At 60.2% G+C, this 21,271-nt stretch carries 17 protein-coding genes; 6 read left to right on the top strand and 11 right to left on the bottom strand.

The features are described 5' to 3' along the window. Positions 1-20 precede the first annotated feature (20 nt). The gene (locus tag GDN47_RS28425) at positions 21-1,601 is read right to left on the bottom strand and encodes an ABC transporter substrate-binding protein (protein ID WP_152094727.1); all 1,581 of its coding nucleotides are present in this window, start codon (positions 1,599-1,601) and stop codon (positions 21-23) included. Positions 1,602-1,723: 122 nt separating this feature from the next. On the opposite strand from GDN47_RS28425, the gene GDN47_RS28420 reads away from it, so the two are divergent. Next, the gene (locus GDN47_RS28420; RefSeq protein WP_145317951.1) at positions 1,724-2,509 is read left to right on the top strand and encodes a helix-turn-helix domain-containing protein; all 786 of its coding nucleotides are present in this window, start codon (positions 1,724-1,726) and stop codon (positions 2,507-2,509) included. 255 nt (positions 2,510-2,764) lie between these two features. Then, positions 2,765-3,790: a thioesterase domain-containing protein gene (locus GDN47_RS28415; protein ID WP_233790168.1), complete on the top strand. Its 1,026-nt coding sequence runs from the start codon at positions 2,765-2,767 to the stop codon at positions 3,788-3,790. Positions 3,791-3,794: 4 nt separating this feature from the next. Here the strand turns inward: GDN47_RS28415 and GDN47_RS28410 are convergent, their stop codons facing one another. The 9 genes from GDN47_RS28410 to bcoG form a co-directional block, all read right to left on the bottom strand. After that, entirely contained in the window at positions 3,795-5,426 is a 1,632-nt protein-coding gene (locus GDN47_RS28410) for an ABC transporter ATP-binding protein (RefSeq protein ID WP_152094725.1), read from the bottom strand. Then, the gene (locus GDN47_RS28405) at positions 5,419-6,246 is read right to left on the bottom strand and encodes an ABC transporter permease (protein ID WP_152094724.1); all 828 of its coding nucleotides are present in this window, start codon (positions 6,244-6,246) and stop codon (positions 5,419-5,421) included. Before GDN47_RS28405 ends, GDN47_RS28410 begins: the two co-directional genes overlap by 8 nt. Further along, positions 6,243-7,250 carry an ABC transporter permease gene (locus tag GDN47_RS28400; protein WP_113351101.1) on the bottom strand — a complete coding sequence of 336 codons (1,008 nt, stop codon included), beginning with the start codon at positions 7,248-7,250 and terminating at the stop codon, positions 6,243-6,245. Before GDN47_RS28400 ends, GDN47_RS28405 begins: the two co-directional genes overlap by 4 nt. Before the next feature lie 197 nt (positions 7,251-7,447). Continuing rightward, positions 7,448-9,037, bottom strand: coding sequence for an ABC transporter substrate-binding protein (locus tag GDN47_RS28395; protein WP_113351102.1), 1,590 nt, complete (start codon positions 9,035-9,037; stop codon positions 7,448-7,450). 128 nt (positions 9,038-9,165) lie between these two features. After that, positions 9,166-9,948 carry a carnitinyl-CoA dehydratase gene (locus tag GDN47_RS28390; protein WP_113332728.1) on the bottom strand — a complete coding sequence of 261 codons (783 nt, stop codon included), beginning with the start codon at positions 9,946-9,948 and terminating at the stop codon, positions 9,166-9,168. A gap of 6 nt (positions 9,949-9,954) precedes the next feature. Then, positions 9,955-12,012 (bottom strand): acetate--CoA ligase family protein, encoded by a 2,058-nt coding sequence (locus GDN47_RS28385; RefSeq protein ID WP_152094723.1) that lies wholly within the window; start codon positions 12,010-12,012, stop codon positions 9,955-9,957. Between the two features lie 4 nt (positions 12,013-12,016). After that, the gene (locus tag GDN47_RS28380) at positions 12,017-13,177 is read right to left on the bottom strand and encodes an acyl-CoA dehydrogenase family protein (protein ID WP_113332726.1); all 1,161 of its coding nucleotides are present in this window, start codon (positions 13,175-13,177) and stop codon (positions 12,017-12,019) included. A 12-nt stretch (positions 13,178-13,189) separates the two neighbouring features. Beyond that, on the bottom strand, positions 13,190-14,680 hold the full coding sequence (locus tag GDN47_RS28375) for a carnitine 3-dehydrogenase (protein ID WP_113332725.1): 1,491 nt from the start codon (positions 14,678-14,680) through the stop codon (positions 13,190-13,192). 7 nt (positions 14,681-14,687) lie between these two features. Next, entirely contained in the window at positions 14,688-15,590 is a 903-nt protein-coding gene (bcoG, locus tag GDN47_RS28370) for a 3-dehydrocarnitine:acetyl-CoA trimethylamine transferase BcoG (RefSeq protein WP_113332724.1), read from the bottom strand. A 106-nt stretch (positions 15,591-15,696) separates the two neighbouring features. Between bcoG and GDN47_RS28365 the strand changes: the two genes are divergently transcribed. After that, positions 15,697-16,689 (top strand): GlxA family transcriptional regulator, encoded by a 993-nt coding sequence (locus tag GDN47_RS28365; protein WP_113332723.1) that lies wholly within the window; start codon positions 15,697-15,699, stop codon positions 16,687-16,689. On the opposite strand, the gene GDN47_RS28360 is transcribed toward GDN47_RS28365, so the two are convergent. After that, the gene (locus GDN47_RS28360) at positions 16,664-17,539 is read right to left on the bottom strand and encodes a LysR substrate-binding domain-containing protein (protein WP_113332722.1); all 876 of its coding nucleotides are present in this window, start codon (positions 17,537-17,539) and stop codon (positions 16,664-16,666) included. The genes GDN47_RS28365 and GDN47_RS28360 overlap by 26 nt on opposite strands. Before the next feature lie 104 nt (positions 17,540-17,643). Between GDN47_RS28360 and GDN47_RS28355 the strand changes: the two genes are divergently transcribed. The 3 genes from GDN47_RS28355 (at position 17,644) to GDN47_RS28345 (ending at position 21,248) form a co-directional block, all read left to right on the top strand. Next, positions 17,644-18,561 (top strand): DMT family transporter, encoded by a 918-nt coding sequence (locus tag GDN47_RS28355; RefSeq protein WP_113332721.1) that lies wholly within the window; start codon positions 17,644-17,646, stop codon positions 18,559-18,561. A 66-nt stretch (positions 18,562-18,627) separates the two neighbouring features. Continuing rightward, entirely contained in the window at positions 18,628-20,670 is a 2,043-nt protein-coding gene (locus GDN47_RS28350) for an NADH:flavin oxidoreductase (RefSeq protein WP_113332720.1), read from the top strand. Positions 20,671-20,885: 215 nt separating this feature from the next. Next, the gene (locus GDN47_RS28345) at positions 20,886-21,248 is read left to right on the top strand and encodes a hypothetical protein (protein ID WP_113351111.1); all 363 of its coding nucleotides are present in this window, start codon (positions 20,886-20,888) and stop codon (positions 21,246-21,248) included. The last annotated feature ends 23 nt before the right edge of the window (positions 21,249-21,271 follow it).

Raw genomic sequence — 21,271 nt, 5'->3', positions numbered from 1 at the left:
ATCATATATCCAGAAGAGGTTTAGGCATTAAACCATACACGGCTGCCGATGTAGCCATTGGACATATCGTTGCCGATATCGTCGACATATCCCTTCAGCGTCTTCGAAGAGGCCATGATGTAGTCGTTGAAGACGGGCAAAATCAGGCCACCATCGTCTCGCACCATCACTGCCAGCTGTCGATAAAGCACCTTGCGTTTGGCTTCATCGAGCTCGGATCGCGCCTGCAGCACCAACTTGTCGAAGTCGGGGCGCTTGAAGCGCGTATCGTTCCACTCGGCGGTTGACAGATAGGAGGTGGAGTAGCGCGAATCCTGCGTAGGACGGCCGCCCCAGAAGGATGCGCAGAAAGGCTGCTTGTTCCAGACATTGGTCCAGTAGCCGTCTTCCGGTTCGCGCTTCACGTCGATCGTGATACCGGCCTTGCGCGCGCTTTGCTGGAACAGGATTGCCGCATCCACCGCGCCTGGAAAGGCTGCGTCTGACGTCAGCAGCTGAACGGGGCGGTCGAGACCCGATTTCTTGAAGTGGAAGGCGGCCTTGTCTGGATCATAGGGGCGCTGTTCGATATCGGTCGGCGCGAGCGCGTAGTTGGAATTGACCGGATAGTCATTGCCGATCGTCCCGTAGCCGCCCAGAACCTTGTCGAGGATCGACTGGCGATCGATCGCATATTTCAGCGCGAGCCGAAGATCGGCGTTGTCGAAGGGCGCCGTGTCGCAATGCATCAGGAAGCAGTAGAAGCCCTTGCCGGCATTGCGGACGATCTCGACGGTCGGTGCCCGCTGCAGCATCGGCACGGTCTTCGGGTCGACATTGTTGACGAAATGAACCTGACCGGAGGCGAGCGCTGCAATGCGGGCGGTGTTGTCGTTGATGACGAGGATTTCGACGCTGTCGACGAAGCCCCGGTCAGAACGCCAATCCCTAGGGTTCTTCTCGAAGGTGGCGCGAACACCCGGCTCGAAGCTCTTCAGAATGTAAGGGCCGGTGCCGACGGCCGCCGCCGGCTTGTCGACGCCGCCCTTCGGCTGGATGATCAGGTGGTAATCGGTCAAAAGCAGAGGCAGATCCGCATTGCCCTCGGAAAGCGTGAGGACGAGATCGCCCGCCTTTTCTTCGATGCCGGTGATCGAGGCCATAAGCCCAAGAGCACCCGACTGCGAATTCTTGTCCGCATGCCGCTTCAATGTCGCGACAATGTCGGCGACCGTCATCTTGCTGCCGTCGTGAAACTGCACGTCGTTGCGGATCTTGAAGGTCCAGACGGAAGCGTCAGCCGAGGGCGTCCAGGAGGTTGCCAGCGAGGGCAAGGGAGCGCCGGTCTTCGGATCGGATTCGAGGAGCGTATCGCCCCAGAGGCGGCCAATGACGAACAAGACGGAGGCACTATAGGTTGCCGGGTCGAGCGCATCGCTGGTGGCGCCGCCCTTGAGGCCGAGTTTCAGATGACCACCACGCTTCGCTTCCTGTGCTTGGGCATCGCGGGGCATTAGAAGGCCGGAGGTGAGGGCCGGCAATGCACCCAGCGCGGCTGCCCCGCCGAGGAAGTGGCGGCGGCCTATATTCAGCTGAGAAGATTGATCTTTTTGTTGCGTCATGACAGTTCCCTCGTTTCCATTTTGTAGGTGAGAACGTAGAGGCCGGCTCAGCCCACGCAATTTCGCGACTTGACGCATCTTTAAGCAAGTTTACGCTAGCAGTCTTGAATAGGGAGCTACCCATGCCTCACCTGGTGGAGAACCTCAAAATTGCCTGCGCAACGCAGCGTTCCATTTCGCATCTATGCCGTGCAATCGATATCAACCGGCAACAATTCAACCGCTATATCAATGGCCAGACGAAACCGTCTGCTCACAATCTGGCGCGCATCGCCAAGTATTTCGATCTCGATGCAGCCGACTTTGATCTCGCTCCCAGGCTCTTTCGCGAGCGGCTTCGCAAACCGGCCCTGGACCTCAATCAAAGCTCCGATTTGTTAAAGGCGTTCCCCGGAGATCTGGCCGCGCTCCGACGTCATATCGGCTATTTCCAGACCTATCATCGGTCGCCATCCTGGCCGGGAATGGTCGTCTGTTCCTGCAGTCGTCTTATCGAGCGGGGCGGGCTCGTGCACGTCAAGTCGATGGAGCGCCTGCGGGACCCAGGAAACGGCATTCAGCAATTTTCCAAATATGTGGGTTTGGCAGCCTTCTATCGAAACCGCATCTTCATCACCGAGCGTGTCGTCGGCCCGAATCCCATACTGTCGCAGACGATCCTTCTGCCCTTCGACGAGTATCAGCGCGTCTATCTGCGCGGGACGACAATGGGAGTTTCCTGGCGAAAGGAAAACCTCCCCTATGCCTCGCGGATGATCTGGCGGCATGTGGGTGCCGAGCCTGATCTGCGAGAACTTCTGTCGCGCTGCGGACCGCTGCCGCTGTCATCGCGGCAATTGCCGCCGACGGTACGCTCGTTTCTTACGGATCCCTCGGCCGAAGTGTATGCGGTGCCAGCCGAGTATTGACGACACCGATTGCCGAAGGGCTTTGTTAGCCTTCGCGGGTGCTCAACAGCGAAAAACCCAAGATGCAAGAAAAAGTTGTGCTTCTACGGAATATATTAAGGATCGCTTTATAAGAATAGCAGTCATCATATCGTTTAGTGACGCATACTTTGACATTTTGGGGATGCCTAGATGCTTTTCTCTGCGAGAATGGATGCAGATCCCAGCGCGTGTGCCTATATCAACGATCTGCTTCGCCAAGAAGCAAAGATTAATTTGGACCGCGACGCTGACATTCCCGATGCTGTTTCAGTCAACCGGGTCTTGAATTTCATCAAGCGCTTGTGGAGCGAAACCGGGGAGGAGCTGGATGTCAATGTCTTCTATCGCCATCGCACCCTCGATGCCCTCGGCCTTGCAATTTCCAATCACGAAGACCTCTCAGTCTCTCCGAAAATCATAGAGCTCCGTGGCGGGGAGGGCGCGGCGCCGTTGCTGCTATTTGCCGGCGGAGCAAGCTGCTTCCTGGAAATGCAGCAATTGATCAAGGAAATTCGCTTTCCAGGACCGATCCTTGGCGTTGCGTTGACGGCCTTCAATCGCGATCGTCGATATCCGGCAACGGTGGAAGACGAGGTCCAAAGCACGCTGAGAGCGCTGCAGGCAGCAGGGATCAGCGAGCCATATCGATTGCTCGGTTATTCGTTTGGCGGTGTTTTTGCCTTGGAGCTTGCTCGCGCCCTGAGAGCGCAGGGGCAAAGAATTGCATTCCTTGGCATGCTGGATACCCCGTTTGGCGAGCAGGAGTGGCCGCTGATGATCTGGGGCAGGTTCATGTGGCAACGCTGGAGGCGAGCCCGAACCAGAAAGAAGAACCTGCGGAAAGCCGATTCTCAGCCACGCCGTCAAGCATCGGCTCAGGCCAGCAGGTCGGTTATCGAGCGACGAGAACTCCTCGCAAAAAAACTGAAGCCCCTTTCTTTCCGTTACGCCGATCCGCATTCGGCCTATTATCCGGAGCTGGCGCCGCAATGGATGGGCGATTATCCGCCGCTCTACGATGCGGCTGCCAGACAACTCCTGCGTATGAAGGGTCTTTATAAACCGAGCCGTTATGACGGCGAGCTGACCTTCTACCGCAGCCTGCAGGGCTCACCGGTCGATTGCGATCCCAAGACCATATGGGGGCGTTTTCTTGCGCATGCGAACTGGGTCGATGTTGCCGGCAACCACCAGAGCATGATTGTCGGCCGTAACGCCGGTACGCTCGCCCGCGAACTCAGCGCGCGCCTGACGCGCTGAGCTTTCAATTTCCGGCGCTCTCCATCTTCCGCGTCGTCAGCACGCGCTCCAGCCAGCCGATCTCCATTTCGGGAACGGATTTCAGCAGCAAGTCGGTGTAATCGTCGAAGGGCGGGGACAGCGCTTGCGATTTCGGGCCGAAGCGAACGAGCTTGCCACGATGCATCACCGCGACGCTATCGGCGATGGCGCGCACGATGGCGATGTCATGGGTGATGAAGACGTAGGAGAGATGCGACTCTTCCTGCAGCTTCAGGAGCAGTTTCAGAATGCCTTCGGCAACCAGCGGATCGAGCGCCGAGGTCGGCTCGTCGCAGAGTATGAGTTCTGGCTTGGCTGCGAGCGCACGCGCGATGGCGACACGCTGTTTCTGGCCGCCCGATAGCTCGGCCGGATAGCGGTCGATGAAACCGTTGCTCATCTCGATCTGATCGAGCAGTTCCTTCACGCGTGCGGTCTTTGCTGCACCATGCAGGCCATCGTAGAAGGTCAATGGACGGCCGATGATATCGCGGACGGTCTGACGCGGGTTCATTGCGGTATCCGCCATCTGGTAGATCAGCTGGATACGTCGCAGCTCCTGCCGCGAGCGGTCTTTCAAGGCAGGCGTCAGCGGCTTGCCGTCAAAGGAAATCCGCCCGTCGCTAGGCGGCAGCAGGCCGGTGATGACGCGGGCAAGCGTCGATTTTCCGGAACCAGACTCGCCGACGACCGCTAGCGTTTGGCCTTTAGGAACGTGTAGAGAAACATCGTGCAATACTTTGAAACCATTCGAATATTGTGCGCTGATATTTTCCACTTTTAAAAGTGCGCTCGTCTGATCGGCGGCTTCTGCACGTATCTCCTGGCGGACGTTGACGAGAGCGTGGGTATAGTCCTGTTGCGGCTCCTCGATGATCTGCTGGACGCTGCCATATTCCACCGTCTTGCCGTGCCTTAGCACCATGATGTCGTCGGAAATCTGGGCAACGACGGCAAGGTCATGGGTGATGTAGAGCGCAGCGGTATGTGTCTCCTCAATGGCGTGCTTGATCGCTGCCAGCACATCGATCTGCGTGGTGACATCAAGCGCGGTTGTCGGTTCGTCGAAGACGATCAATTCCGGATTGGAGCAGAGCGCCATGGCGGTCATGGCGCGCTGCAGCTGGCCGCCGGAAACCTGATGCGGATAGCGGTCCCCGAAGGTTTCAGGATTGGGAAGGCCAAGCACGCGGAAGAGATAGAGGGCGCGCTTTCTTGCCTCCTCCTTCGTCATCAGGCCATGCTTCACCGTTGCTTCGATGACCTGATCGCCCAGCCGATGCGCCGGATTGAAGGCGGCCGCTGCCGATTGCGCGACGTAGCAGACCCGTGCCCCGCGGATCCGGCGGATGCCGGACTTGCCGAGCGGCAGGATGTCGGTGCCGTCGAGCAGCACCTGGCCGCCGGTAATCTCGGCGCCGCCACGGCCGTAGGCGAGGGCGGAAAGGCCGATGGTGGACTTGCCGGCACCGGACTCGCCGATCAGCCCGAGCACCTTGCCTTTCTGCAAGTCGAAGGAAACGCCATCGACGATGGTGACGCGTTTCGGCGGCTCGCCCGGCGGATAGCTGGTTGCCTCTATCTTGAGATTACGGACGGAAAGAAGCTCAGGCATCGCCACGCCCTCCTTTGAGGCTGGAGGTGCGCCTTAAAAGCCAGTCGACCACCAGATTGACACAGATTGCCAGCGCCGCAATGGCGGAACCCGGCACGAGCGCGGCTGAAATGCCGAAGATGATGCCGTCCTTGTTGTCCTTCACCATTCCGCCCCAATCGGCCGATGGCGGCTGAATGCCGAGGCCGAGGAAGGATAGGGTGGAGAGAAACAGGATCGAGAAGGCAAAGCGCAGTCCGAATTCCGCTAGCAGCGGCGACAGCGTATTCGGTAGGATCTCGCGGAAGATGATCCAGATCTTGCCTTCGCCGCGCAGCTTAGCGGCTTCGACGAATTCCATGACTGCGACATCGAGCGCCACGGCGCGGCCGAGACGATAGACGCGGGTGGAATCGAGGATGGCCATGACGAGGATCAGCACGATCAGGTTCTGCGGCAGGACGGCGAGCACCACGAGCGCGAAGATCAGCGTCGGGATCGACATCATCAAGTCGTTAAAGCGCGAAAAGATCGTGTCGATCCATCCGCGCGAGACGGCGGCGGTAAAGCTGAGGATGATGCCGAGCGAGAAGGAGATGATCGTTGCCGCCAGTGCGACGAAGAGCGTCGTGCGGGTGCCATAGATCAGACGCGAGAGGATATCGCGGCCGAGATTGTCGAGACCGAAAAAATATTGCGCATCGGCCGGCTGCCAGACGTTGCCGACGACTTCCGTCTCGCCGAAAGGGGCGATCCAGGGCGCGAAGATCGCGCAGATAAAGGCGATCAGAATACCTGTCATGCCGACCCAGGCGGTGATGGGAATGTCTCTCAATCTCATCGCGGATGCCTCAGACGGGGGTTGGCGATGATGGCGAGAATATCGGCCGTCATGTTGAGGAAGATGTAGACGGCGGCGAAGATCAGGCCGCAGGCCTGGACGACAGGCATATCCCGCACCGTCACCGCATCGACCATGTACTGGCCCATGCCCGGATAGACGAAGACAACTTCGACGACGACGACGCCGACGATGAGATAGGCGAGGTTCAGCGCGATCACATTGATGATCGGTGCCAGCGCATTGGGGGCGGCGTGCTTGACGATGGCGCGGAAGGCGGAGAGCCCCTTCAATTCCGCCGTTTCCATATAGGCCGAAGACATGACGGAGAGAATGGCCGCCCGCGTCATGCGCATCATGTGAGCGAGTACGACAAGGACCAGAGTTGCGGTCGGAAGCGCGATTGCCTTCAGCCGATCGACGAAGCCCATGCCGTCGAAAACTGTGGCCGGAAAAGTCGCGATACCGAATTTGACCGAGAAGAACATGATGAGGAGATAGCCGATGAAGAATTCCGGCAGAGAGATTGCCGCCAGCGAGATGACATTGATGATCTTATCAGGCATTCGGTTCCTGAAATGGACGGCGAGCATGCCTAGGCAAACCGCCAGCGGCACCGAAATCAACGCCGCAAAGCCGGCTAGAAACAGCGAATTGCCGAGCCGCTTGCCTATTTGCTCGCCAACCGAATTCTTGCTGGCCCAGGAGGTGCCGAAATCGCCCTTGACGGCATTGCCGAGCCATTCGACATAGCGGGTGACGACGGGCCGATTGAGGCCAAGCTCCTCGCGGATATTCGCGACCGCCTGCGGCGTTGCCGACTGGCCGAGATAAGTGGTTGCAAAATCGCCGGGCAGGGCCTCGAGCCCGCCGAAGATAAGGACCGAGACGGCAAACAGCAAAATGATGCTGAGCACGCAACGCTCGATAATGAGGGATAGCAGCGGAAAACGCTGCTTGAACCTCAGCCCGGGCAGAACGGTGCCGGGAGGTGAATTGGACATGGCCGATGCCTCGCACTGAGAGCGGTTCCATGTTTTACAGGAATCGCTGTGCCGCTCTCTCTTGTTGTTTTACGCAATTCCGAATGGAAAACAGCTGCGCATTTTCCTGAAATTGCCTGAAACGTCGGGAGGACCGCGAAAGGCTTTCGCGGTCCCGGCTGCGTTGGAGATCAGGGCGTTCTCGCCCGCTTCAGGCATCAAGCGTCCAGCCAGACGCGGGTCGCGACATAGCCGTTCGACATGTCATTGCCGATATCGTGGACATAGCCCTTCACCTGCTTGGTGGAGGCATTCACGAAATCGTTGAACATCGGCAGGATGACGCCGCCTTCGTCGCGCACCATCATTGCCATGGCGCGATAGAGCTCCTTGCGCTTGGCTTCGTCCAGTTCGGAGCGGGCCTGAAGCAGGAGTTTGTCGAAGTCGGGGCGCTTGAAGCGCGTGTCGTTCCAGTCCGCCGTCGAGAGATAGGCGGTGGAATACATCTGGTCCTGCGTCGGCCGCCCGCCCCAGTAGGAGGTGGAAAAGGGCTGGACGTTCCAGACGTTCGTCCAGTATCCGTCGCCCGGCTCGCGCTTGACCTCGATATTGATCCCCGCCTTCTTGCAGCTTTCCTGATAGAGAACTGCGGCATCGACGGCGCCGGGGAAGGCGACTTCGGAGGTGCGCAGCAAGACCGAACCGCTATGGCCAGACTTTTTGTAGTGGAAGGCGGCCTTGTCGGGATCATATTTGCGCTGCTCGATGCCTTCGGGGAAGAGCGCATAGGTGCCGTTGATCGGGAAGTCGTTGCCGACCTTGCCGTAGCCGCCAAGAATCTTCTTGACCATCGTCTCGCGGTCCATGGCGTATTTCAGTGCCAGGCGCAGGTCGTTGTTGTCGAAGGGCGCCTTGTCGCAATGCATGATGAAGACGTAATGGCCGCGGCCGGCGGTGGCCAGGATTTCGACGTTCGGCGCACGCTTGAGAAGATCCACGGTCTTCGGATCGACACGGTTGATGTAATGGACTTGGCCGGATGAGAGCGCGGCGATGCGAGCCGTCGCATCGTTCATGCAGATGATTTCGACACTGTCGACGAAGCCGCGGTCGGTACGCCAGTCGTCCTTGTTGCGCTCGAAGGTGGCGCGTACGCCGGGCTCGAAGCTGACCTGCTTGTAAGGGCCGGTGCCGATCGAGGCGAGGGGATCGTCATAACCGCCATTCGGCTGGATAACGAGGTGATAGTCGGTCAGAAGCAACGGCATGTCGGCGTTGCCTTCGGTCAGCGTCAGGATGAGATTGTCGCCATCGGCCTTGATCTCCTTGATCGACTTCATGACGCCCAGCGCGCCGGATTCCGATTTCGCATCCGTATGGCGCTTGAGCGTGGCGACGACGTCGTCGATCGTCAGGTCCTTGCCGTTGTGGAATTTCACGCCCTTGCGGATCTTGAAGGTCCAGGTGGCGGCATCCTTCGACGGCTCCCAGGATTCAGCGAGCGAGGGAACGGCGGCGCCTGTCAGCGGGTGAGATTCCACCAGCATGTCGCCCCAGCAGCGGCCGATGCAGAACATGACCTGTGACAGGAATTTTGCCGGATCCTTGGAATCGGTTGCAGCACCGCCTTCAAGGCCAAGCTTCAGATGGCCGCCGCGCTTCGGTTCGGCTGCCATTGCACTTTCGGTAAAGAGCTTGTCGGCGAGCGTCAAAGTCACGCCCGCGGCCATTGCGCGTCCCATGAATTCGCGGCGGCTAAGCCCGCCGGCGGTAACGCGGCTGGTCAGATATTTCGTATAATCGTTCATTCCCCTGTTCCTTCTTCTTGCCGTGTTGACAAAGCTCCCGAGCAAGCCACTTCAGGTCACGGTTCCTCTTCCGCCTGAAGCCTGTTGCCCCGCGAGCATGCGGGAAATTCAGCGGTTGCTGCCGCCTCCTACCTTCCTTTCCAGATGGGGGCTCGCTTCTCTGCGAAAGCCCGTGCGCCTTCCAATTGATCTTCGCTCGAATAGAGGATGTCGACCGTTGCAAACTGCCGTTTGGTGATCTTGTTCATGGCAGTCTGAAACGTCGAACCCTCCGCTTCACGAACGATTTCCTTGATCGCTGCGTAGACGAGCGGCGGACCGCTTGCGAGCAGGCGGGCGAGCTCCCAGGCCCTGTCCATCAGCTTGTCGGCCATGACGATCTCGTTGACGAAGCCCCAGCGGTGCGCCTCTTCGACATTGAGCCACCGGCCGGTCAGCAGCATGTCCATGGCGATATGATAGGGGATGCGCTTCGGAAGCTTGATCGATGCCGCATCGGCGACGGTGCCAGAGCGAATTTCCGGCAAAGCGAAGGTCGCGTGCGAGGCGGCGATGATCAGATCGGTCGACAGCGCGATTTCCAGCCCGCCGCCGCAACAGATGCCGTTGACGGCGCAGATGATCGGCTTGTTGAGATCACGCAGCTCCTGGAGGCCACCGAAGCCGCCGACGCCATAATCCCCGTCGACGGCATCGCCGGCGGCGGCCGCTTTCAAATCCCAGCCCGCGGAAAAGAATTTCTCGCCGGCGCCGGTCACGATGGCGACGCGCAGATCCGGGTTGTCGCGGAAGTCGCGAAAGATCAAGCCCATCTTGCGGCTGGTCGCCAGGTCGATGGAGTTCGCCTTGGGCCGGTCGATGATGACCTCAAGAATGCCGTCTTCGGAGCGGGTTCGAATGGGGTCTTGCAACTTCCGCTACCTCCTTCGCCGGATGAGGGCATCCGCCGCAATGGCGCCCCGAGATTCTGCTAGAACCATCAATGGATTAATGTCTAGTTCTTCAAGATGTGCGGCGTTCGTTACGACATATTCTGCCGCTGATAGGACGGCGTCAGCAACGATTTCAAGGCTGCTGCCTGCGTTGCCGCGATAGCCTTCAATCAGTTTCCGGACCTTCAGGCGTGAAATCCGCTCGAGAACCTCGGCTTTTGTTATGGGGAGTGGCAAAACGACGGAATCCTCAAGCAATTCCACGAGAACTCCGCCCGCGCCAACGGTTAGTGTCAGGCCGACGACCGGATCGCGGACCGCGCCAACGATCAGCTCCGCGATAGGGCGATCGATCATCCGCTCGACAAGGAATCCGTGTGAGAGACCGGCCATGCCTTCCGCTGCGTCTCTGACGGCATTCCTATCCCATAGGTTGAGCTTAACCGCGCCGACATCAGACTTGTGCTCGACGCCGAGCGCCTTGAGCGCCACCGGAAAACCGAGTTGTTCCGCCCAATCGGCCGCTTCGCTCGCCGTGGCGGCGGTCCTGCCTAGTGGGACGGTGAGGCCCGCAGCGGCAAGCTCTGCCTTGGCGGCGGCTTCGCTTAGGGTCTCGACCTCGCCTTCGGCAATGGAGGCGTTAAGGAGCGGCAATGACTGTGGCCTATTCCAGGCCTTGGCAATGCCGCCGGCGATATCCGCCGCCACTAACGCCTCACTGATGCCGCAGAGCGGCACGATGCCGCTTTCGATCAGCCGCTGTGCGATCGCCTCCGGCATGTTTTCGGGCAAGGTCGCCAGAATGCCGGCGCGGGCACCCGTCCGCTTCGCGGCCGCGGCAACCGCCGCAACTGTAATCATCCAGTCCGCGCCATCGCAGCGATCCTCGCGCGGGAAGTCAAGCACGAGCATATTGAGGGCATAGTCGCCCGCGAACATGGCGCTGAAAGCCTCTGTCTGCTGGCCCAGATCGCCCCAGACGAAGGTGTGATAGTCGAGCGGATTGGAAAGCGTCACCATCTGGCCGAGGCTCGCGCGCAAGGCGGGTAGCTGTTCGGGTTTCAGGGCACGGAATTCGACGTTGCGGCCAACGGCAGCATCCGCCATCAGCGACGCCTCGCCTCCCGAACAGCTCATCGACGAGATCGCGTTGCTCTCGAGCGGGCCGGCGACATGCAGGAGTTTCAACGTCTCGATCAGCTCCGGCAGCGTCGAAACGCGGCCGATGCCGAGGCGGTCGAGAACGGCGTCGGCCACTGCATCGCTGCCAACAAGTGAGGCGGTGTGCGAAACGGTGGCGCGTTGAGCCTGTTCGGATTTGCCGACTTTTAGTGCGACAATGGGCTTCTTCAGCTCTCTGGCGCGCATGGCGAGCCCTTCCAGCGCCCTTATATCGCCGAAGCCTTCGATATGCAGGCCGACGGCCGTGACACGCGGGTCTTCAAGGACGGCCCCGGCAAGGTCCGACAGGCCTGTCTGCGCCTGGTTGCCCGCCGTCATCAGATAGCTGATGGGCAGGCCGCGCCTCTGCATGCTGAGATTGATGGCGATATTGGAGGACTGGGTGAGGATCGCCACGCCGCGCTCGGTTCTGACAATGCCATGCTGATCGGGCCAGAGCAGGGCGCCGTCCAACCCGTTGATCATGCCGTAGCAGTTCGGCCCGACGATGGGCATGGTGCCGGCAGCTTCAACGAGCGCGCGCTGCAGATCCGCCCCGTCTGCCAGTTCCGCAACCGCCTCGCTGAAGCCTGAGGCATAGCAGACGGCGCCGCCGGCGCCTCTGGAGGAGAGCTCCCTCACGATATCGACGGTAAGCGCCCTGTTAACGCCAACGAAGGCGGCGTCCGGCGCGTCAGGCAGGTCGGCGACCGAGCGATAGCAGCGGCGGCCAAGCACGCTTTCCTGTGTCGGATGCACCGGCCATATCTCGCCGGCAAATCCCATGCGGTCGCATTGCTCGATGACGCGCCGTGCCTCTCTGCCGCCGAAGACGGCGATCGTTTTGGGTCGGATCAGGCGGTCGAGCGAACGCTGGGTCATGGGCTCATGCTCCGAACGGCCGAAGCAGGTCGCGGCTGATAATGTGCCGCTGGATTTCCGAAGTCCCGTCCCAGATACGCTCGACGCGGGCGTCGCGCCAGAAGCGGGCAAGCGGCAGATCGTCCATCAATCCCATGCCGCCAAAGATCTGGATTGCCTCGTCGGTGACGTGGGCAAGCATTTCCGACGCATAGAGCTTGGCCGAGGCAATCTCGCGGTTGGCCGGGATGCCAGCATCGAGCTTCCAGGCGGCCGACAGCGTGAGCAGATCGGCTGCGTCGATCTCGGTGATCATGTCGGCGAGCTTGAACGACACGCCCTGATTGGCGCCGATCGGCTTGCCGAATTGCTTGCGCTCGGCCGCATAGGGCAGGGCCAGATCGAAGACACGGCGCGCCCGGCCGACGCAGGTGGCGGCAACCGTCAGGCGGGTTCCGTAGAGCCACTGGTTGGCGAGATCGAAGCCGCGATGCACTTCCCCGAGCACCTGAGACTTCGGCAGGCGGCAATCGGTGAAATTCAGGATGCAGTTGTGATAGCCGCGATGGGAGACCGAGTCATAGCCTTTGACGATCTCGAAGCCCGGCGTGCCGCGATCGACCAGGAAGGCCGTAATCTTCTTCTTGACGCCTCGATGGGTATCCTCCTCGCCGGTGGCAGCAAAAACGATGACGAAATCGGCGACATCGGCATGCGAGATGAAATGCTTCGTGCCGTTGAGCACGAAATCGTCACCATCCTGCCTTGCCGCGCATTTCATGCCGCGCATGTCGGAGCCGGCGTCCGGTTCGGTGATCGCGAGTGCATCGACCCTTTCCCCGCGCACCGCCGGCAAGAGGTAACGCTCGCGCTGCTCGCCCTCGCAGGCCATCAGGATGCCGGATGGGCGTCCGAAGAAGACCGTAAGTCCCATTGAGCCGCGGCCGAGCTCACGTTCAACGAGCGTGAAGGTGACGTGATCGAGCCCGGCGCCTCCGACCTCCTCCGGGAAATTGCAGGCATAGAAGCCCAGCTCGATGCATTTGCGCTTGATTTCCAGCCCAAGATCGGGCGGCACGAAGCCGGTGCGCTCGACCTCGTTTTCGTGTGGATAGATCTCCGTCTCGACGAAGTCCCTGACCGTCTTGACGATCATCTCCTGTTCTTCGCTGAGCCCGAAATTCACGATTGCTTCCTCCTAGCGTTTTTGTCCCACATGACGGCCGGCTCCCTCCGGCATGGCCAAGGCTGCATGCGCGGCAGAAATCGGCCTCAGCTTCGCAAGCACCTCCTCCGGTGCGGCAACGGCTTTGCTTGCTTTCGCGTCGACATGCAGCAGCATTTGTTCCGCCGTAGCGATTATTTCGCCGCTGGCGCTGTCGTGCAGCGCGTGGAACACATGCAGCCGCTTTTCGTCGGATGCGAGGATCTGCGCCGTCGAATGGATGGCCTGTCCGAGCTTGGCCTCGCCGAGATGGCGGATATGAGTCTCTACCGTGTAGTAGCTATGGCCGCGCTCAACATAATCGAGATCGACACCGATCAGGCGCAAAAGTGCATCCGACGTATCGCCGAACACCTGCAGGTAGCGATGCTCGGTCATATGGCCGTTATAGTCGACCCAGGCCGGGCTGACCTTGGTATCGATCAGGCGCAGCGGCTTGGTAATGTCCAGCCCCTGCTTCGCTCCGCCACCTGCGGCCCAAAGCTGCTGTTCGAAATCCTTCAGCAACTTGCCTGCGCCCCAGCCCTTGCCGCCATGGCCGCCTTTCAGGCTCTGGAGAATGCCGACCAGGTTCTCGTCGCGGATGCGCTCGAGTTCGCGGATCGATAGGCCATCGGCCTGGTCGTCCGACTGCTGACCGATCTTTTCGACAAGTGCGTCGTCGAGATCGACGACGTCCATGAGCTTCGTCCAATTCCACTGCAGGGCAGGGCCGAACTGCGCGAGGAAATGCCGCATGCCCGCCTCGCCGCCGGCGATGCGATAGGTCTGGAACAGGCCCATCTGCGCCCAGCGCAGACCGAAGGAATAGCGAATCACATCGTCCAAGGTCTCGACGGTGCAGATATCGTCCTTGATCAGCCACAAGGCCTCGCGCCAGAGCGCTTCCAGCAGTCGGTCGCCGACGAAAGCCTCGATCTCCTTGGCGATATGCACACCCCTCATGCCGATGGGCGGCAGGCGGTCCATCGCCGCCTTGATCGTCGCTGCACTGGTCTTTTCGCCACCGACGATTTCGACGAGAGGCAGCAGATAGACGGGATTATAGGGGTGAGCGACGAACAGGCGCTCAGGATGACGCATGTCGCGTTGCAGGTCGGTCGGTAGCAGCCCCGAAGTGGATGAGCCGATCAGCGCATCGGGCTTTGCGGCCGCATCGATCTGCCTCAGCACGTTGCGCTTGAGATCCAGCCGCTCGGGCACGCTTTCCTGGATCCAGTCGGCGCCCTCGACAGCTGCTTCCAGCGTCTCCTTAAACGCAAGCTTGCCGCGCGGCGGAAGCGGGGCACCGGTCAGCATCGCATAGGCCTTTTCGGCGTTATCAAGAACTTCGCCGACGATGCGGGTTGCCTCAGGATGCGGGTCGTAGACATCCACATCGATGCCTGCCAGCAGGAAGCGGGCGATCCATCCGCCGCCTATCACGCCGCCGCCGATACAGGCCGCCTTGTTGATCTTGGTCATCGTGGCCTCAGCGCTTCGTCAGTTTCAGCTTCTTGCGGACATCTTCAGGGCCGATGATGCGCGCACCCATGCCTTCGACCACCTGCACCGCCTTTTCGACGAGCTGCGCGTTGGTCGCGAGCATGCCCTTGCCGGCGTAGAGATTGTCTTCGAGGCCGACGCGGACATTGCCGCCGGCAAGGATCGCCGCTGCCGGATAGGCCATGGCGTTGCGACCAATGGAAAAGGCCGAGAAGGTCCAGCTTTTGGGAACGTTATTGACCATCGCCATAAAGGTGTTGAGGTCATCGGGCGCCCCCCAAGGGATGCCCATGCAGAGCTGGATGAGGACCGGATCCTCGATCAAGCCCTCCTCGGCAAGCTGCTTGGCGAACCAGAGATGACCGGTATCGAAGGCCTCGATCTCCGGGCGCACGCCGAGATCGGTCATCTTCTTCGCCATGGCCCGCAGCATCGAGGGCGTGTTGGTCATGACGTAGTCGCCAAGATTGAAGTTCATCGTGCCGCAATCGAGCGTGCAGATTTCAGGCAGGCATTCGGCCACGTGGCTGACGCGCTCGGTGGCGCCGGCCATATCGGTGCCCTTGGCATTCAGGGGCAGGGGACTTTCGACATCGCCGAAAATCAGGTCGCCGCCCATGCCGGCGGTCAGGTTCAGCACGACATCGACATCGGCGGAACGGATGCGGTCCGTGACTTCCCTATAAAGTTCGTTGCGGCGGCTGGCAGCGCCCGTTTCCGGATCGCGGACATGGCAGTGAACCACTGCCGCCCCAGCCTTGGCGGCGTCGATCGCGGAGTCCGCGATCTGCTTGGGAGTGATCGGAACATGGCTGGATTTGGTAACCGTGTCGCCGGCGCCGGTGACAGCACAGGTGATGAAGACATCGCGGTTCATCGCAAGAGGCATTTTTGTTCTCCCTCGTATTGAGGACATTACGAGCCATGAGACGCATTCATGCTTTGCATTATCGGAAGCATTCGATACAGTTTCGGAACACGTAGAGGAATGCGGGATGCTGACAGCGGCCAATGAGACACTCGACATTGACCTCCTGATCCTTCCGGAGACGAACCTGATTTTGATCGCGTCGGTGATCGAACCTCTGCGCGGGGCCAATCGCATTTCCGGAGCCGAGCTTTATCGCTGGCGGCTTTTCACGCCGGATGGCTCTCCCGCTGAGACGACGAGCCTTATCCCGGTGCCAGCTTGCGCAAGCTTTCGGCCGACATCGGATGCGACGCCACTTTTTGTGCTCGCCAGTTACAATTGGCGGCGCAACGCCACGCAGGCGCTGAAAATGCAATTGTCGCAGACCGCACGCCATCGCTCGATGGTTGCCGGCATCGAGTCCGGGACGTGGCTGCTTGCCGAGGCGAGCCTGCTCGATAATGTCTCCGCTGCCGTCCACTGGGAGGATTACGACGATTTCGCGCTCGCCTATCCGCAGGTGCGCGCGGTCAAGGACCGCTTCGTCATCGACGGCAAGCGGATCACCACGGCAGGCTCCCTGCCGACTGTCGATCTCATGCTGGAGATTATCCGGCGACGGCAAGGCTATTCGTTGGCGCTCGAGGTCAGCCGCCTGTTCATTTATGAGCCGGCGAGCACGCAGAGTGTAGCAGAACTTTCGCCATCGACGGCCGGCCTGCGCATGCGCGATCCGCGCGTGGCGCAGGCAATCCGCCTGATGGAGGACCATATCGAGCAACCGCTGGTGCTCACGCGTCTCGCCCGCCGTGTTGGTGTCAGTGCACGCCATCTTCAGGCGCTTTTTCAGGAGAGCATCGGCGCGCCGCCGCATGTGCATTATCTGGCGTTGAGGCTCAATGCAGCGCGGCGCAAGGTCATCGAGACGAAAGCCTCCTTCGCCGAGATTGCAGCCATGACAGGTTTCAATTCGGCATCGGCCTTTTCGCGTAGCTATCGTGCCAGCTTTTCCGAAAGCCCATCCGGCACGCGCCGAAGGCTGCGCCGGCGCGTCACGACTGCAGCAGAGCCGACATAGGGCGAAATGCCTCGCGCACCATTTCGGCCAGTTCCCGGATCGCCTCACTCGAATGATAGGGGTTGCGGCGAAGCACGACGCGCGATGAATCCACAGGCGGGAAACCGTCGTCACTCGTCAGTTCGCGGCAACCGTTCGGAATGTTGCTGCGCGATAGCGTGGTCACGGCTAGCCCCGCGGAGACGGCGTTCTTCAAGCCCGAGCTCGTATCGGCGATGAAGGCGATACGATAACGCCGCCCGATTTGCTCCAATGATTTCAGAGCGAAATCGCGACACCATGTCGAATCCCGATAAACAGCGATTGGCATTGGGGTCGCCTCATGCACACGGTGCACCAGCGACGTCACCCAGACCGTTGGGTCGACACAGAGAACTTCGCCTTTGCTCTGGTTGTTCCAGTCGAAGACGACGGCCAGATCCAGCTCATCCTTTTCCAGCGCGGCCAGGTTATGTGCCGTGTAATCGCAGGAGACGGTTACTTCGACGGCTGGATGCCTGATTGCGAAAGCGGCCAAGGCGGCAGGAAGAATGGTCTGGCTATATTCCTCCGGAATCCCGATCCGGACCGGCCCGTCGAGCGGTTTGGTGCGGATATTCGCCGCCGCCTCGTTCAGAAGCTCGATCACGCGCTGCGCGTAGGGAAGCAATTGGGTGCCTGCCCGGGTGAGAACGGCCCCCCGGGCACTTCTTTCGAAGAGCGTTTCGCCGATCGTATCCTCAAGCCGCTTGATCTGGGCGCTGACGGCCGATTGCGTGCGGCCGATCCTTTGAGCGGCTGTGGAAAAATTGGACGTCTCGCTGATGACGAGGAAGGTCCGCAGAAGGTCGCTCTCAATGGGTTCACGCATTGGGGTCACAAATATTTCTGATAGCTACTATCTCTACTATTCGTTTGCCTGATGTCAAATATCGGCGCACACAGGGGGCGTTCCTTCGTTCCTCGAGTCCATACATGACATTCCAGTTCCCGGCCCGCTCCGCTTTTGCCAGCGAATATGAGAGGGGCGTTATACTTGTGGCGACAGCGATGCTTGCGTGGAGCTGCAGCGGCATCTATGCGCGCCTGCTGACTACGGACATATGGACGGCGATCGCCTGGCGTTCGCTGTTCGGCGGCTTGTTCCTGCTGATTCCCAGCTTTTTCCTCGAAGGTGGGTTTTCCAGGCGGCAATGGGCATCGATCTTTCATCCTGCCGGGCTGGCGATGCTGGCCTGCCAGACCATCAGCCAAGCCTGCTTCATCGGCGCGCTCTACACGACCACAGTTGCGAACGTGACGATGATCTATGCGACGGCACCGTTCATTGCCGCCTTCCTCAGCTGGACTATGCTGAAGGAGCGGGTCGCGAAGCGCACATTGGTCGCCGGCGGTATCTGCCTTATCGGCGTTGCTGTTATCGTTGCCTCGTCGATCGGCGGTGGTACAGGTGTCGGCGATCTGCTGGCGCTCGGCATGACTGTTACCTTCGCCCTCATCATCGTCATCCCGCGCATGGATCCGAGTATCCCGATCCTGCCGTCGAGCGTCGTCAGCGGGCTTTTGACCTTCGTGGTCTTTGTGCCGTTTGCCTCGACAAGCTCGGTGGACGTTCAAAACTGGCTTCTGCTCGCCGCTTTCGGGGCGACGAATTTTGCGCTCGCTTTCGTCCTTTTCCTGTTCGGATCAAGAAAGATGCCTGCCGCCGACGCTGCGCTTATCAGCTCGATGGAGATCGTGCTGACACCTTTCTGGGTCTGGCTCTTCTTCTCGGAGATGCCGCCGGTTGCCACTTTTGTCGGCGGGGCGATCATCTTCGCGACGATCGTCTGGCATACCGCGATCGATCTGCGGCATGGCCGTCGTCGTCGCACACCTATCAATGGGCTATAGCCATAACCTCTCGTCTCAGCAAAGATAGCGGCTTCAGCCTCGACTTCATAAAGCGATGAAAGTGACATGACCTCCAACGATCCCTTGCTCCAGCCCTATCAGCTCAAGCACCTGACACTGAAGAACCGCATCATGTCGACAGCGCATGAGCCGGCCTATTCGGAAGGCGGCATGCCGACGGATCGTTACAGGCTCTATCATCGCGAGAAGGCAAAGGGCGGCATCGCGCTGACGATGACGGCGGGCTCGGCGATTGTATCGGCCGATTCGCCGCCGGCCTTCGGCAATCTCCATGCCTATCGCGATGAAATCGTGCCCTGGCTGAAGAAGCTTGCCGACGACTGTCACGAGTTCGGGGCTGCTGTCATGATCCAGCTGACCCACCTCGGCCGCCGCACCGGCTGGAACAAGGGCGACTGGCTGCCGGTGCTGGCGCCATCGCCGATCCGCGAGCCGGCGCATCGCGCCTTTCCGAAGACGGCTGAGGATTGGGATATCGAGCGGATCATTGGGGACTTTGCCGCGGCGGCGCAACGCATGCAAGCCGCCGGCCTGGACGGTATCGAGATCGAAGCCTATGGCCATCTGACCGACGGCTTCTGGTCACCTGCAACGAACCGGCGTGAGGACGAATTCGGCGGCTCGCTTGAAAACCGCATGCGTTTCTCGGTGATGGTGACGCAGGCCATCCGCAAGGCTGTCGGCCCGGATTTCATCGTCGGCATGCGCATGGTGGCTGACGAGGACTGGGAAAAGGGGCTCTCGCGGGAGGAAGGCGTCGAGATTGCCAGGCGGCTGGTGGCCTCCGGCAATATCGATTTCCTCAATATCATTCGCGGCCATATCGATAGCGACGCGGCTCTCAACAATGTCATTCCCATCCAGGGCATGGCATCGGCACCGCATCTCGATTTTGCCGGCGAGGTGAGGGCAGCGACGAAATTCCCTGTCTTCCATGCCGCCCGCATCGGCGATGTCGCCACCGCGCGTCACGCGATTGCGGAAGGCAAGCTCGATATGGTCGGCATGACGCGCGCGCATATCGCCGATCCGCATATCGTCAGCAAGATCATGACGGGCCAGGAGGCCAATATACGCCCCTGCGTCGGCGCAACCTACTGTCTCGACCGCATCTATGAGGGTGGCGAGGCGCTCTGTATTCATAATGCGGCAACCGGCCGCGAGGCCGAGATGCCGCATCGGATCGAGCGCGCGGCGGCGTTGCGCAAGGCTGTCGTCATCGGCGCCGGGCCTGCGGGCCTGGAAGCGGCGCGTGTGCTGGCTGAGCGCGGCCATAAGGTCGACGTGCTGGAGGCGAGCAGCAAGGCTGGCGGACAGGTGAATCTGCTCACGCGCAACCCGCGCCGCAAGGAGATGATCGGCATCATCGATTGGCGGCTGGCGGAGCTGGAGCGGTTGGGCGTCACGATCCACTACGACGTCTATGCGGGAGCTGATGAAGTCCTGGCGTTCGAGCCCGATCTCGTCGTCGTGGCGACGGGCGGTATCGCGCAATCTCCAGAGCTGGAGAGCGGCGACAGCCTTGTGACCTCCTCCTGGGACATTTTGGCCGGCGCGGTGAAGGCCGAGGGTCAGGTCCTGCTCTATGACGACAATGGCGGACATCCGGGCATGTCGGCGGCCGAAGTCATCGCCAATGGCGGCGCCGAGCTGGAACTGGTCTCGCCGGAGCGCTTCTTCGCGCCCGAGATGGGCGGCATGAACCATGTGCCCTATGCCAAGACCTTCGCCGAGAAAAATGTAAGAGTCACAATCAATACGAGGCTGAAATCGGTGCGGCGCGATGGCAATGCGCTCGTCGCTGTCCTCGGATCGGATTTCTCGGAAGAGACGCAATGGGAACGCAGAGTATCCCAGGTGGTCGTCGAGCACGGTACCGTCGCGAATGATGAACTTTACCTGGAGCTGAAGCCCTTATCGCGTAACTTGGGCGCGGTCGATTATCCGGCATTGATCGCCCGCCGCTCGCCGCTGCCCGTCAAGAACGAAGCCGCTACCTTCGATTTGATCCGCATCGGTGACGCGATCGCGAGCCGTAATATCCACGCGGCAATTTACGATGCGCTGCGCTATTGCTCGCTTCTGTGAGCCGAGCGGACGGTCAGGCTGCGCTCGAATTTTTACCAAGAATATTATTTATATCAATGCGATGTAATAAATACCTTGGGTGATAAATGAAGTTCTGGCGCCGCGATGAGACTGTCGGGGCCGCCTTAATTTTGAAACAAAATGTAACAAGTTATAACACCCTGTTACCGGCCGAATCGTTATATTCGGGCATGTGAGTGAACGAGAGGTGTTTGATGCTGGCTACCCATGCGCCGTCCCCTTCGCGGACCGATGTCCTGATCTGTCTGGATAATCAACAAATTGCCTCGCGCATCAGTTCGCTTCTATCACAACAGGGATTGACGGTCGCAGCCATACCGACGGCCGGCCTTCAGGAGTGGTTCGATCCAACCGGTTGTCACCTTGTGGTGACGCATACCGCGATGATCGGAGACGTGCGGAGGCGGCTGAACTTGCCGGTCGTCAATATCGAGACTTTCATATTCGAGCGCCCTGATCATGTGACCGAGGGGGCTGCGCGGCAGTTCGACGGCAACGCCTTCGTCAAGCGCATTTTTTCCGTTATGAACGGTACGCAAAGGCGCGCGGCTGAGTGATTTAAGTCAGCGGTTGCTGTCTC

Origin of the sequence: Martinezella dioscoreae (genome assembly GCF_009176305.1) — a bacterium.
Lineage (GTDB): Bacteria > Pseudomonadota > Alphaproteobacteria > Rhizobiales > Rhizobiaceae > Rhizobium > Rhizobium dioscoreae.
Note: the sequence above shows the minus strand (reverse complement) of the source record. Positions and strands in the feature narration are given on the sequence as shown.

Excerpts from the sequence above, each read along its gene's own strand:
- GDN47_RS28425 (WP_152094727.1), bottom strand. The coding sequence starts at position 1,601 with ATGACGCAACAAAAAGATCAATCTTCTCAGCTGAATATAGGCCGCCGC.
- GDN47_RS28420 (WP_145317951.1), top strand. The coding sequence starts at position 1,724 with ATGCCTCACCTGGTGGAGAACCTCAAAATTGCCTGCGCAACGCAGCGT.
- GDN47_RS28410 (WP_152094725.1), bottom strand. The coding sequence starts at position 5,426 with ATGCCTGAGCTTCTTTCCGTCCGTAATCTCAAGATAGAGGCAACCAGC.
- GDN47_RS28405 (WP_152094724.1), bottom strand. The coding sequence starts at position 6,246 with ATGAGATTGAGAGACATTCCCATCACCGCCTGGGTCGGCATGACAGGT.
- GDN47_RS28400 (WP_113351101.1), bottom strand. The coding sequence starts at position 7,250 with ATGTCCAATTCACCTCCCGGCACCGTTCTGCCCGGGCTGAGGTTCAAG.
- GDN47_RS28395 (WP_113351102.1), bottom strand. The coding sequence starts at position 9,037 with ATGAACGATTATACGAAATATCTGACCAGCCGCGTTACCGCCGGCGGG.
- GDN47_RS28385 (WP_152094723.1), bottom strand. The coding sequence starts at position 12,012 with ATGACCCAGCGTTCGCTCGACCGCCTGATCCGACCCAAAACGATCGCC.
- GDN47_RS28375 (WP_113332725.1), bottom strand. The coding sequence starts at position 14,680 with ATGACCAAGATCAACAAGGCGGCCTGTATCGGCGGCGGCGTGATAGGC.
- bcoG (WP_113332724.1), bottom strand. The coding sequence starts at position 15,590 with ATGCCTCTTGCGATGAACCGCGATGTCTTCATCACCTGTGCTGTCACC.
- GDN47_RS28365 (WP_113332723.1), top strand. The coding sequence starts at position 15,697 with ATGCTGACAGCGGCCAATGAGACACTCGACATTGACCTCCTGATCCTT.
- GDN47_RS28360 (WP_113332722.1), bottom strand. The coding sequence starts at position 17,539 with ATGCGTGAACCCATTGAGAGCGACCTTCTGCGGACCTTCCTCGTCATC.
- GDN47_RS28355 (WP_113332721.1), top strand. The coding sequence starts at position 17,644 with ATGACATTCCAGTTCCCGGCCCGCTCCGCTTTTGCCAGCGAATATGAG.
- GDN47_RS28350 (WP_113332720.1), top strand. The coding sequence starts at position 18,628 with ATGACCTCCAACGATCCCTTGCTCCAGCCCTATCAGCTCAAGCACCTG.
- GDN47_RS28345 (WP_113351111.1), top strand. The coding sequence starts at position 20,886 with ATGCTGGCTACCCATGCGCCGTCCCCTTCGCGGACCGATGTCCTGATC.